Annotated in this window: 13 protein-coding genes; 11 read left to right on the top strand and 2 right to left on the bottom strand. The window is 49.2% G+C overall.

The annotated features are described in order from the left end of the window. Nucleotides 1–11: 11 nt before the first annotated feature. Together BGK46_RS05475 and BGK46_RS05480 are read left to right on the top strand one after the other, a co-directional pair. Nucleotides 12–2,099 (top strand): TonB-dependent siderophore receptor, encoded by a 2,088-nt coding sequence (locus BGK46_RS05475; protein ID WP_069587561.1) that lies wholly within the window; start codon nt 12–14, stop codon nt 2,097–2,099. A gap of 146 nt (nt 2,100–2,245) precedes the next feature. Then, on the top strand, nt 2,246–3,880 hold the full coding sequence (locus tag BGK46_RS05480; protein WP_069587562.1) for an acyl-CoA synthetase: 1,635 nt from the start codon (nt 2,246–2,248) through the stop codon (nt 3,878–3,880). A gap of 42 nt (nt 3,881–3,922) precedes the next feature. Here the strand turns inward: BGK46_RS05480 and BGK46_RS05485 are convergent, their stop codons facing one another. Then, nucleotides 3,923–4,396 carry a peroxiredoxin gene (locus tag BGK46_RS05485; protein ID WP_069587563.1) on the bottom strand — a complete coding sequence of 158 codons (474 nt, stop codon included), beginning with the start codon at nt 4,394–4,396 and terminating at the stop codon, nt 3,923–3,925. A 293-nt stretch (nt 4,397–4,689) separates the two neighbouring features. Between BGK46_RS05485 and BGK46_RS05490 the strand changes: the two genes are divergently transcribed. The 4 genes from BGK46_RS05490 (at nt 4,690) to BGK46_RS05505 (ending at nt 9,233) form a co-directional block, all read left to right on the top strand. After that, the gene (locus tag BGK46_RS05490; protein ID WP_069587564.1) at nt 4,690–5,946 is read left to right on the top strand and encodes an outer membrane protein transport protein; all 1,257 of its coding nucleotides are present in this window, start codon (nt 4,690–4,692) and stop codon (nt 5,944–5,946) included. A gap of 13 nt (nt 5,947–5,959) precedes the next feature. After that, nucleotides 5,960–8,362 (top strand): VolA/Pla-1 family phospholipase, encoded by a 2,403-nt coding sequence (locus BGK46_RS05495; RefSeq protein ID WP_069587565.1) that lies wholly within the window; start codon nt 5,960–5,962, stop codon nt 8,360–8,362. Between the two features lie 185 nt (nt 8,363–8,547). After that, nucleotides 8,548–8,910: a DOPA 4,5-dioxygenase family protein gene (locus tag BGK46_RS05500; protein ID WP_084781293.1), complete on the top strand. Its 363-nt coding sequence runs from the start codon at nt 8,548–8,550 to the stop codon at nt 8,908–8,910. Next, on the top strand, nt 8,907–9,233 hold the full coding sequence (locus BGK46_RS05505; RefSeq protein ID WP_069587567.1) for a DUF4144 family protein: 327 nt from the start codon (nt 8,907–8,909) through the stop codon (nt 9,231–9,233). Before BGK46_RS05500 ends, BGK46_RS05505 begins: the two co-directional genes overlap by 4 nt. On the opposite strand, the gene BGK46_RS05510 is transcribed toward BGK46_RS05505, so the two are convergent. After that, on the bottom strand, nt 9,230–10,009 hold the full coding sequence (locus BGK46_RS05510; RefSeq protein WP_069587568.1) for a TerC family protein: 780 nt from the start codon (nt 10,007–10,009) through the stop codon (nt 9,230–9,232). The genes BGK46_RS05505 and BGK46_RS05510 overlap by 4 nt on opposite strands. A gap of 226 nt (nt 10,010–10,235) precedes the next feature. Between BGK46_RS05510 and BGK46_RS05515 the strand changes: the two genes are divergently transcribed. The 5 genes from BGK46_RS05515 to BGK46_RS05535 are packed head-to-tail and all read left to right on the top strand — an operon-like array spanning nt 10,236 to nt 12,893. Further along, on the top strand, nt 10,236–10,784 hold the full coding sequence (locus tag BGK46_RS05515) for a lipocalin family protein (RefSeq protein ID WP_069587569.1): 549 nt from the start codon (nt 10,236–10,238) through the stop codon (nt 10,782–10,784). A gap of 12 nt (nt 10,785–10,796) precedes the next feature. Continuing rightward, on the top strand, nt 10,797–11,090 hold the full coding sequence (locus BGK46_RS05520) for a hypothetical protein (RefSeq protein WP_069587570.1): 294 nt from the start codon (nt 10,797–10,799) through the stop codon (nt 11,088–11,090). 27 nt (nt 11,091–11,117) lie between these two features. Beyond that, the gene (locus tag BGK46_RS05525; protein ID WP_217492719.1) at nt 11,118–11,873 is read left to right on the top strand and encodes a DUF4336 domain-containing protein; all 756 of its coding nucleotides are present in this window, start codon (nt 11,118–11,120) and stop codon (nt 11,871–11,873) included. A gap of 16 nt (nt 11,874–11,889) precedes the next feature. Next, nucleotides 11,890–12,318: a VOC family protein gene (locus BGK46_RS05530; RefSeq protein ID WP_069587571.1), complete on the top strand. Its 429-nt coding sequence runs from the start codon at nt 11,890–11,892 to the stop codon at nt 12,316–12,318. A gap of 5 nt (nt 12,319–12,323) precedes the next feature. Continuing rightward, entirely contained in the window at nt 12,324–12,893 is a 570-nt protein-coding gene (locus tag BGK46_RS05535; RefSeq protein ID WP_069587572.1) for an O-methyltransferase, read from the top strand. The last annotated feature ends 52 nt before the right edge of the window (nt 12,894–12,945 follow it).

Here is a 12,945-nt window from a genome sequence, read left to right on the forward strand (position 1 = left end):
CAGGAAGTCTCATGTTGAAGAAACACCCACTTGCCGTTTTTGTGGCTGTCGCGCTGTCACCCCTTAACAGTACAGCCGCAACCAACCCGACAGAACCCGTTGATGAAGTCTATGTGGTTGAAGGCCATCAGGCACGTTTTAAGGCTAATAGCAACGAAACGGCGATGCGAATGGATGTCAGCCAACTAGAAACAGCGGGCCAAGTGGCTGTGATGGATCAAACGCTGATTCAAGAGCAAAACGCCACGACACTAGGAGATGTGTTGGTAAATGACGCCAGCATTGGTGTAGGTGGTACGGACCGCAATCGTGAGATTTTCATGCTTCGTGGTTTTGAACTTGATACCGGAACAGGCTACCTGCGTAATGGCCAGCAGCAATGGTCTTATTATCGTCATCCTGTTGAGCTGATGGAACGCGTTGAGGTGTTAAAAGGGCCAGCAGGTTTGCTCTATGGCAAGTCCGCACCGGGCGGTCTGGTGAATATGGTCACCAAACGACCAACAGCTGCGTTCCAAGCGTCAATCAGTCAGAAAGTCGGTACTAACGATTATCAACACACCGTCGCCGATGCGTCGGGTTCTCTCAACGAGAGCGGCACCTTACGTGGTCGGATGGTACTATCGAAACAAAGCGAGGGCTCATCACGTCGCTATTTAGATGGCAGTGAACCTGAGCTCGACCGCCAAATTGCAGGCTTGATGCTAGATTACGACATCACGCCTGATACCCAGCTTTCTCTTCATTATGATCGCGTGATTGATGACAGTAATAGCGATAACGGCGCCAACATCATCAATGGTAAACCGCAACTGGGTAGCCAATTTATCTGGGAAGCGCCTTGGTCGTTCATGGACATTGATGTTGAGAACTACGGAGTCGATATTGTCAGCCAATTAACGCCGGATTGGAAAGTAAAATCAGGCTACAATCGCCAAGACTACAAACGTCATTACCATGAAGGATTCGGACAGCGCGAAACGTACGACGCGAATACCCAATCGTTCAAATACTTTGCCATGGACCGTCACGACAATTGGGTACTGGATACGGCTTATCTTGATGTCACCGGTGCATTTCAGTTCGGAAATATCGATCACCAGGTGCTGATTGGCGCCAATGCGCTGCGTAATGACTATGTCGGTCAGCGTGTAATGAAGAAAAACCAAACAGCCGTGATTGGTGGTGCGTATCCGGAGCCGGATATTCATTATGGCACAGCAACTGCGCGTGATCCTGAGCCTACTGATTCCATTGGCTTTTATGCGCAAGACTTAATGACATTGAATCCACAATGGCAGCTGCTTGCAGGGCTTCGCTACGATCGCGAGGATAACGAGACGGATACGTATTATAACGTGTTGCCTAAAGCCGCGGTAATGTATCATCCGTCACCGGAACAAACCCTGTACGTGACCTATTCCGAGAGCTTTGAGCCAAAAAATCCGGTTGATAGTGATACCGATATTAATGACGGCATGGCGCTAAAGCCGGTGAAGGGTAAGCTTTACGAGTTTGGCTATAAACAATCGTTATTGAACGACCAAGCGTTATTCAGTGCCGCCTTGTTCCAAATTGAACAAGAAAATAAAGTGGTCAAAGAGGCAATCACCGGACAAGGCAGTCTCACTTCACGCACCACTCAATTAGGTAAACAAACGCATAAAGGGGTTGAGGTCAGCCTTGCCGGTCAAGTGACTGACAGTTGGTCAGTGCATAGCTCAGCGACGTATTTAGATGCACGCATCGAAGACCCGTTCAATCCTGCGAACGATGGCAAACAGCCTGCCGATACGCCAGAGTGGGGCGCCAGCATTTGGTCTCGCTATGATGTCGATAACCAAACCTATGTGAACGTAGGTGCGCGTTATGTCGGTGATCGTTATGGCGATATGAAAAATACCTATCATAAGCCAGGTTACACCACCGTGAATGCAGGTGTGGGCCATACCATCAAAGCCGGTGAACAAACGGACTTGAAACTGAGTGTGAATGTTGAAAATCTCTTCAACGAAAGCTATCTCGCTGGTGGTGTACAAAATAAAACCACGTTGGGCGAAGAGCGCAAAGTCGTCCTCGGCGCGTCATTACACTTCTAACTTCACGCATCATTAATTACCGAGGCTCAGCATTGCTGGGCCTTTTTTGCGTTATCGCCGCCATATCGACTTAAGTTGAATAGCGCAAGCTTGATGACATGCTAGGTTGATCTAGTTATCTAGACAAAGTCAGCAAGGAGCGCGTTATGTCAGCCAGTAACATCTATGAGCTTGGCTTGGACAAAAGTCCAGCCAACTATCAAACACTGAGTCCACTTTCTTTCCTCGAGCGAGCCGCTAGCGTCTATCCAGATTATCCGGCTAGCGTTCATGGTCATCTATGTTGGAGTTGGCAGCAAGTGGATCAGCGATGCCGTCAATTTGCCTCGGCATTACGTCAAGCCGGCATCGGGCTAGGTGATACGGTATCGGTGATGGCCCCCAATCTGCCCGAAGTGTTTGAGTTGCATTTTAGCGTGCCGATGACAGGTGGCGTACTCAACACCATTAATACCCGGCTGGAAGCGGAAACCGTCGCGTTTATCCTCGAACATGCGGAAAGCAAAGTCTTTATCGTCGACAAAGAGATGACAGCCGTCGCAAAACGGGCGTTAAAAATGATCAAACACCGTCCGCTGGTGATTGCGATTGATGATCCGCTCTATCCACATGGCGAATGTATCAGTGAGACTACGTACGAAACCTTTTTAGCTCAAGGTGATGGTGATTATCAGTACGCATTGCCAGACGATGAATGGCAGGCCATTTCACTTAATTACACCTCAGGCACAACCGGCAATCCCAAAGGGGTAGTGTATCACCATCGCGGCGCCCATCTGAATGCGGTGAGTAATGTATTGTCTTGGAATATGGATGCGCATCCTGTTTATCTTTGGACGCTACCCATGTTCCACTGTAATGGTTGGTGTTTCCCATGGACGGTGGCTGCAACGGCGGGGGTGAGTGTTAGTCTACGGCATGTCAGGGCAGAGCCTATCTTTGATGCGATAAAAACCCACAAAGTGACCCATTTTTGCGGTGCGCCGATTGTGCTGAACATGATGAATAACGCAGATCCGGTGCTAAAAGCTGAGATTCATCATACGGTTAAAGCGATGACCGCAGGGGCGGCACCACCAGCTTCTGTGATTGAAGGGATGGAAGCGATGGGGATTGAAGTGACCCACGTTTATGGCCTCACTGAAACTTACGGCCCTTGTGTGGTGTGTGACTGGCAACACCACTGGGATCAACTCTCGCAACAAGAAAAAGCACGCATGAAAGCACGCCAAGGTGTACGGGCCCCAATGCAAGGTGGACTGATGGTTGCCGATCCGGTGACGTTTAAACCGGTGGCAAAAGATGGTGGCACGCTGGGTGAGATTTTTGTTCGCGGTAATATTGTGATGAAAGGCTACCTAAAGAATCCGAGCGCGACGGAAGATGCCATGAGTAACGGCTGGTTTCGCACTGGCGACTTAGCGGTATGGCATGCCGATAATTACATCGAAATCAAGGACAGACTCAAAGACATTATCATTAGTGGCGGGGAGAACATTTCCAGTATCGAAGTAGAAGATGTCCTGTACCGTCACCCTGATATTGAAGAAGTGGCGGTGATTGCGATGCCCGATGAAAAATGGGGTGAGGTCCCCTGTGCGTTTGTTAAAACGACTGAAGCATCCGCCGTCACCGAAGCCGATATTATTGCTTTTTGTCGAGAACAAATGGCGCACTTCAAGGCGCCGAAAAAAGTGATCTTTACCGCGCTCCCGAAAACATCGACGGGCAAAGTGCAAAAGTATGTGCTTCGTCGTAAAGTCACTGAAAAGTCAGTGTAAATCATCAAGCGGTGGCGAGAAAACGCCACCGCTAACTCACCGCTATAGCAGGGCGAGGATCGCCTCGGCACTGGAGACGTCAAAGCTTTTTGGCGCTTCAAGGTTCAAATGCGTGACGATGCCATTGTCAATCACCATCGCATAGCGCTGCGAGCGAATACCCCCAAACTTCCCTGAGTCCATTTCCAGGCCTAGCGCTTGGGTAAAGCTGCCATCACCGTCGGCCAGCATATGAATCTGATTGGCGTTTTGTGCTTCGCCCCACGCCTGCATCACAAAGGCATCATTAACGGAGACGCATGCAATCATATCGACGCCTTTTGCTTTAATCTCATCCGCCTTCACCACAAAGCCCGGTAAGTGCGACTCTGAACAGGTTGGGGTAAAGGCACCCGGCACCGCGAACAGCACAACCTTCTTGTTGGCGAAAAGGTCAGGAATATCGTGGGTTTGCATTCCTTCAGCAGTGAGTTCGCTGAGTGTGGAAGTGGGTAAGGGTTGTCCTTGCTCAATCATGGTGACTCCTTGTTAAGTCATAGCAAAAAAGCACAATCTACCGTACCAGTCTACGCCTAACGCTTTGATAAAAATACCGACAATAACTGCGGGTTTTCGCGATTTTGCCTGCAAAATAGCCGCTTTTTCCGCTTAACTGGTCTTACCAATTAAGTTCTCCTTTATCTCACATATCGGCCCTCTATAATCCGCCCTCTTTAACATCTTGTTGTAATCGACTGATTTGACATGGTGTTTACCAATAATTAACATCTGTAACTCAATATTAAAACAAGACCTCGGAGGTCTGACTAGTGAACAAGAAGCAGTATTCTCTCATTGCGCTCAGCGTATTTGCAGCAACCCAAGCCTACGGTGCTGGGTTTCAAGTATCCGAGCAATCAGCGTCAGGGCTAGGGCGCGCTTTTGCAGGCGACGCCGCGGTGGCTGATAATGCCGCGGTATTGGCACGTAACCCCGCAGCCATGATGCGATTTGACCGCGCCCAATTATCTGGAGCATTGACCCTGATTGATCCCGATGTTGATGTAAAAGATCGCACCAACAATGAATATGCCAAAGATGTGGCGCCGATGAAGGTCGTCCCTGCAGGCTTCTATGTTAGTCCGCAAGAGGGTAAATGGACGTGGGGGATTGGCCTATTCACCACCTATGGTATCGCGACGGATTACCCTGACGATATTCAAGCAGGCGACTTGGCCGGCGACACCGATTTGCTCTCAACCAACTTAAACCCGGCGATAGCGTATCAAGTCACCCCTGAATTAAGCCTCGGCGCGGGCGTTAACCTCACCTATGCCAAAGCAAAGTTAACCCGTCATAAAGGGGCGCTTGCGCCTTATTTGAACAATAAGAACAGCGTTACTAGCAATAATCCATCCGATAAATTGATTGGTCTAGAGGGTGAAACCTTTGGGTATGGTTGGAATCTTGGTGCGTTGTACGAAATCAATGAGAATCACCGTTTTGGTGTTGGCTATCGCTCTAAGGTGGACCTCGATTTTGATGATGGCACCTTTGATAGTTACGACAGTGGCCGCGCGACCTCGGCGTCGGTAAAAGGGCGCCTCGAGCTGTCTTTGCCGTCTTACTGGGAAGTGTCAGGCTTTCACCAACTGACTGACGCGTTTGCCGTCCACTATAGCTATCAACACACCAATTGGAGCAGCTTTACTGAGCTGCGCGCCACCTCTGATGAATGTACCGACAATAAGGTGTGTTTTGTTAAAGACGAGTCGTACAAAGATAACGACCGTTGGTCAATCGGTTCGACGTATCAGTTTAATCAACACTGGACGGGCCGCCTTGGCTTTGCCTATGACGAACAAGCCGGTGAAGCCACGCTGAGTATCCCAGACGCTGACCGTTATTGGTATGCCACAGGTTTGACCTACCAATACGATAACGATCTCAGCATTGATGCTGGCTTTGCCATCGTACGTAGCCGTGACGGCTCATTCACAGAAAAAAATGCGCTGAAACAAAACCTCGAGTTTGATTCTAACGGAACGGCTTACATCAGCTCTGTTCAGCTTAATTACCAGTTCTAACCGGGATATCATGATGCTTAAAACACAATTAAAATTGTCAGTCTTGGCAACCGCGATCATCTTGGCTGGGTGTGGCGACGAAAATGCCAGTGATACCAACACACCTCAATTTGAAAGTTATATTCAAACCGCCATTGACCGACCCACTTCGGTTGACTTTACCTTGCAAGGTGCTAATGCAGCAGTGCCTGTGCCTACCTTTTTGCTGATGGACAGTGAAGATGGCACGCTAAAAATACCCACGGAAGGTGACAACGCGCTTACCAACCCAAAGGCTGCCATGAATACCATGGATGGTTGGTCAACCTCGATGCCTTTGGTCTTTAATTTCCGTGGCGCAGGCCTCAATTCAGGGCTTGTGACTAATGGGGTTTATCTCATTGAACTGACCGACTCAATGACGGGAACACCTAACGTTAAAGCTGTGCTCCAACAAGGTACCGACTTTCAAGTACTGAGCGATGCGGCCAGTGACACACTGACGGTGTTGCCTGTTAAGGATCTCAACGCCAGCAGTGAGTACATTATTGCTATAACCGATGATATTCAGGACGTAAATGGCGATCCGATTGGCATGCCATCGAGCTATGCGGGATTAAAATCCCAGACTGTCACTTATGAGAACTCACTACTTGAAGCACCAGAAGCGGTGATTCAGGGAGTTGAAAAATTGGTCGCTGCCGCAGAAGGTGTTGATCCGAGCAAAATCGTCTACTCCACCTGGTTTTCAACTCAATCGGTAGGTGACAGCTTAAACTACACCAAGCTAGCGACGGCGGCTGGGTTTGATGCTGGAAGCCTAGCTGCAATATGGAAAGCGGGCGCCAACCCTAATAATGCTGATTTATCGAATGCCTACACCATCGACATTACCAGCACTCAGGACTATGACACGGCATTGGACGCCGATGCCCAGTTTACCCAGTACTTTGATCCCAATGATGCCGATAATATTAAGGATATACTCAAAACAACGTTTAGCGGCGTTAATGTGAGTAAAGGCACCATCAAGCTACCTTACTATCTGGAAACGGATAGCAACTGGAATAGTCAGCCGTTTGAGTCAGCCACCCCTAGCTTGGTCAAGGTACTGAATGCGCTGCAAGACCCTGAACAGCAGGCGACCATCACTGCTCAGTTGACAGGCGCGGGTGTCGACGTCGCTGTATTAACGGGTAACGATAAACCACAGATCGTCAACGAGCTTTTTAAGCTGGCCGGCGTGACGCTGACCAAAGCTGATGGCAGTCAATTAGACCCTGAGCGCATTATTACCCGTTATAGCCCTGTACCGCAGATTAAATCGGTACAAGAGGTACCTTTCTTGCTGTTTACACCAGCAACGGTTGGTAGCGATACCCAACTCACGGTTTATCAGCATGGGATTACCTCGGCAAAAGAAAATGCTTACTTCTTTGCGCCTAACTTTGCTAATGCCAATCAAGCCATTATGGCGATTGATTTGCCGCTTCATGGTGAGCGTAGCTTAGATGCGAAGCGCTCTGCCAACGTAGATGTGACAGCGTACCTGAACCTTAACAACTTGGCTGTTGCGCGTGACAATGTGCGCCAAAGTGAGTTGGATGTAATGGGTGTGCGCGCAGCTTTGACCCGCACCGAATTGGCGGGTGGATTCGCGGGGACGCCATTAGCGGCGATGTCGTCTTTCACGACCTCGGCACCACGCTTGCTAGGTCATTCGCTGGGCGGTATTGTTGGCACCACCGCGTTTGCGGCGTCTAACCGTGATAACGCGGTAACAGGAGTTGGCCCTTACTATGATTTCTCTGCGCTAAGCGTCGCGAATTCTGGGGGACAAATTGCTAACTTGCTGCTCGGGTCAGACTCGTTTGGTCCTTTGATTAAGCACAGTGTTGCTTTTAAAGGCAGTGCCGCTTACCAGACCTTTGCCGGCGACAATTGTACGCTCGATAATAGCGCAGAAAACAATGTGATCTGCTACAAGACCTTCGAGGTAGCCGGTTCAGCAAGTGCAAATGCTCAGGTTCAGGGTTTGATTCAGCAATTTAGCTATGCAGCCCAAACCTTGCTCGATACCGTCGATCCATATACAAATGCAAGCTATATTACTGGCAAAACCACGCCGATTTATATGCTGCAAGTTGATGGTGATGATACGGTCCCGAACGACGTTGCTAATACCTTCGCTGGCTCTGAGCCATTAGCCGCGAAACTTGGCCTACCAACCATCAATACCAGCTCACCCGCTGCACAAGGTGACCAGAACTTTGTTGACTTTGCCGGTACTAACGCTAGCCATAGCACCTTTATCTTCCCGCAATCGGCGAAGCTTGCAGAACAAGCCGTGCACGCTGAAATGATCCGTCAAGCGGTTGATTTTGGTGGAAACGCCAGCTTGGATAGTATTGATAACTCAAACGGTGTGTTGAACTAACCGACGCGTTATCGTAAAGGTTGTTACCAAACTAAAGCGGCCTCGGCCGCTTTTTCTTATTATCCTTTAGTTAGGCAGCGTTGATTAGCGCCATGAGTGAATAGCCACACCCTTGGTCACTATTTCTTTGCCTTGGTTTCACGTAAACTATTCTCAATTCCATCTTGTTGAATCGAATGATGCTTATGTCTTCTTTACACGCTTTTCCCAATGTTCATCAGACTTACCACGCCCATGTTTACTATGAGGCCGACACCGAAGCGCAGGCGGATATTATCTATCAAGCAGCCGCTGCATCGTCGCTGCCCATCGACCTTGGCCGTTTTCATCGCAAATGTGTCGGCCCACACCCAAAGTGGAGCTTTCAAATCGCTTTTGACAACGCTGCGTTCGATGAGGTGATGGCATGGATTGAGGCGCATCGGGGCGATTTAACCGTGTTTTTGCATGGCGTGACGGGCGATGACTACATAGATCACACTGACCATGTCGGTTGGATGGGTTCGTCTGTTGAACTCAATCTGGCCATGTTTAAGCCCAAGCGATGAATACGTTTCTTAACTATCCGGCGCTCCTAATTTGGCATGGCGATGACGAACTCTCGTTTGCCTCCGATCCGGCGTCGCTTAAGGCGCTGAGCGAAAACGTGATCACAGAAGACGATCGGCTGGTGGATAGCCAAGGCATTTGCTGGTTGAGCCAAGACGGGGGGCAGCACTGGCAGCCAAGCGGGCACGTCATGCCACTTGAGCAGCTCGTGGCGCGTGTCCAAGCGCATTATGCGCAGCTGGGTCAATGCTGTGTGGGAAAAATCCAGTTTAAAGATAGGGCCGCTGCCATCAAAAGTGTGGTTACGGCCCCTGAGAATTAACGGTTGTCAGCAATCCGACGTGACACTTTTAACGAAAAGTGCGGACGAATACGCTTGATGTTCAAGCGCTGCTTGTTACGCAATCGAATGTGGCAGAGCTCAAGTATCAAACCAAATGCCATCGCAACGTATACGTAGCCTTTGTTGATATGAATACCAGCACCTTCGGCCATCAGCAGCAAGCCCAATAGCACCAAGAACAGCAAGGCCAAGGTTTTAAACCCAGGATAACGGCTGACCAGATTATTCACGGGCTCGGCCGCGATCATCATAATGATGGCGGCGGTAATAATGGCGGCGACCATCACGGGTACATCTTGGGTGAGACCGACCGCAGTGATCACTGAGTCCATTGAGAACACCGCATCTACCGCAACGATTTGCAGCAAAATGACTGCCATGCCGGTGCGCACTTGTGTCGAGTGGCTCACGGGCTCGCCATGACCCAACCATGCCCACAGCTCTTTGGCACTTTTTAGCAGCAAAAAGCCACCACCAAACAGCATGATAAGGTCTTTACCGGTAACCGGTTCCGTTCCAATCGTAAACAGTGGCGCAGTCAACGACATGACCCATGCGATGGAGAGCAGCAAGCCAATCCGGCTCATCACGGCGAGACCAATACCCAAGGTACGCGCGAAGCGGCGTTTCTCTTTGGGGAGACGCTCACACAATACGGAAATAAAGACTAAGTTATCAACACCCAATACCACTTCAAGGGTCAGAAGGGTAAAAAAGACCACCCAGGTTTGGGGTTCCATAAAGAGTGTTAACATACGATTACCTCCTCGTTAAAGGAAGCGGGGGAGGGCATAAAACGACATCGGTCGCTGTCCATGGATTGTGATTACCTCTGTGACTAAAGAGCGCTTATATAAGCACCAGTTTGGCGCCTTGGCAAGCAGAAAAACAGCGAGTTGACCAAAAATTGACAAAGCATGTAAACGATCAAACTTGTTGCTGAGTAAGACTTATCATGTTGGATTTAAAGAGGGAATAACGATGAAAAGAGGCTGGATGATTGGGTTGTTGTCCTTAATGTTGACCGGATGCTTAGGCATGCCAAAACAAGTCACGCCAGTAACAAACTTTGAGGTTAGCCGCTATTTAGGCACTTGGTATGAAGTGGCGCGACTGGATCACTCGTTTGAACGAGGATTGTCGGATGTGACCGCGACCTATTCGATGCGTGAAGACGGTGGCGTGAAAGTAATTAATCGTGGCTACAGCCGTGAAGAGGGAAAATGGCAAGAAGCGGAAGGCAAGGCGTACTTCGTTGAAAATGATAAAACGGGATACCTGAAGGTTTCATTCTTTGGGCCTTTCTATGGGTCGTATGTGGTGTTTGAGTTGGATGATGATTACCAATATGCCTTTATCTCGGGGCCTGACCACGATTACCTATGGCTGCTATCGCGCACGCCAACCGTCTCGGAGTCGGTAAAAGAACAGTTTATTGCAGCGGCGAAACAGCGGGGTTTTGCCACTGAAGTGCTGATTTTTGTCGATCACACTCGCACGGATCCCAAACATAAGAGCAATGAGCAGTAAAAGAGAAGCATCATGCGAAAAACAGACAAGAAGTATGACAAAGCGATTCGAGAGGCACTTACAGAGGTTTGCGAGCTCACGATGGAGAATATCGCGGGGTTCGAGTGGTTGACGCATGAGGTGAATTATCAGCGTTTTCCACAAAGCTTAATCGTGCGGCTTATGTTTAAAGACCAACAGACGCTAGCCAGCTTTAAACGGAGTGATGACTACCAAGCCGTTCTGAATGATATACAAACTCGCCTCACTGCTGCAGGGGTCACACTGAAAAACATCAATCAACATATTGAGTTAGATACACTGTAAGGCTGTGACTACTCGCACACTTACCTTATGGCTGACAAGCTACAGTGTAAAGTCGGCCATGAGGAGGATGCTGTGTATCGACTCGATACGTCAATTTGGGTCGCTGATGGTGAAGCAGTCCCTTTCTTTACCTTGCCCTATACCACGCGCATGGTAGTGGTGAGGCTTGCCGACCAATCCCTGTGGATTCACAGCCCGATAAAGCTTATCGATGCATTACGCACTGAGCTAGCGTCGTTAGGGAGAGTGCGTTATCTAATCGCTCCTAACCAATTGCATCACCTCTTTTTATCCGAATGGGTTGAGGCGTTTCCTGACGCACAATTAATGGGTACCCAACAAGTGGCGAAAAAACGAGATGATCTTTGTTTTGACCACTGTTTTGAGGACGTGTCGGAGCCAGCTTGGCACGATGAGATTGCGCAATGTTTGATTACCGGCTCGCCAGTGATGACAGAATGCGTGTTTTTTCATCGACAAAGTCAAACGCTGATTGTCACTGATCTGATTGAAAATTTTCGCCCTGAGGCTTTTTCACCTTTTAAACGCAAAATTGCCGAGTGGGCAGGCGTGACAGCACCCAATGGTAAAACGCCACTCGATTGGCGATTGAGCTTTTGGTTTCACAAAGACGAATTAGCAACACATATTCGTACATTGATTCATTGGACACCGCAGCGCCTTGTCATGGCACATGGCGAAATTGTAGAAGCGGCTGTCCCTCATTTATTGCGCGCATTTTCATGGCTAGGTGAAAAGCGTCTCAATATCCCCACTCATTAAGCGAAGGAGCAACGGTATGGAAGCACGAATAAGCATTATCACGTTGGGTGTCGCTGACTTATCACGGTCGTATGAATTTTATCGCCAGTTGGGTTTTCCCACGCACAATCACCCTGAAGAAGGCATCGTGTTTTTTAGTACCGCAGGTACGCGATTAGCGTTATATCCCGCTGACGCGTTAGCCGATGATATTAAACCCGGACTCACCGTTAACGAGACAGGATTTGGTGGTATCACATTGGCGCATAACACGCGATCTAAAGAAGAGGTCGACGAGGTACTGGCGCTGGCAGAGCGTTGTGGTGGTCGGATCGTTAAACCTGCACAAGACGTTTTTTGGGGAGGCTACAGCGGCTACTTTGCCGATCCGGATGACTATCTTTGGGAAGTGGCTTATGGCGATTGTTGGCAATTTGATGATAACGGCAGCCTTGTCTTGGATTAATAATCATGAACGCCGTACTGGAACAGCTGCAAATGCAGGGGACAGAGAACGACGCCCTGCAACAGGATAAAAGTAAAAAATGGCTGAATATTACGCCTGGAACCGGAAAATTCTTAGCGCTGTTAGTGGATGAAATTCAGCCTACCCGTATTTTAGAAATCGGTACATCAATGGGCTATTCAACGTTATGGCTCGCGCGCGCAGGCGGCAATAGCGTGCAGGTGGTAACGATTGAGCGCGATGAAGCAAAACACCAACAAGCGCAGCAGCACTTTAGGCAAGCCGGCATGGATAAACGGATAGATGCTAAACTGGGCGACGCGAGTGACTGGATGACTCGCCTTGAGGGACAGTTTGAACTCATTTTTCTTGATGCCGACCGAAGTCAGTACCTGTCCCTAGCGCCACGCTTGTTCCAACTCCTCAAGCCTCAGGGTGTGCTGGTAGTCGATAATGCATTATCCCACGCTGATGATGTTGCTCCTTTTAAGCGATGGCTTGAGCAACAGCCTGAACTCGATGTGGGTGTACTTCCCATTGGTAAAGGTGAGCTTGTTGCCTATTTGCGTGAGTGAAAGTTGGCAGGATAAAAAAGGCGTCCCGAAAGACGCCTTATTAGTCTCTAAA

Source organism: Salinivibrio sp. SS2, from assembly GCF_001722075.1.
GTDB lineage: Bacteria > Pseudomonadota > Gammaproteobacteria > Enterobacterales > Vibrionaceae > Salinivibrio > Salinivibrio proteolyticus.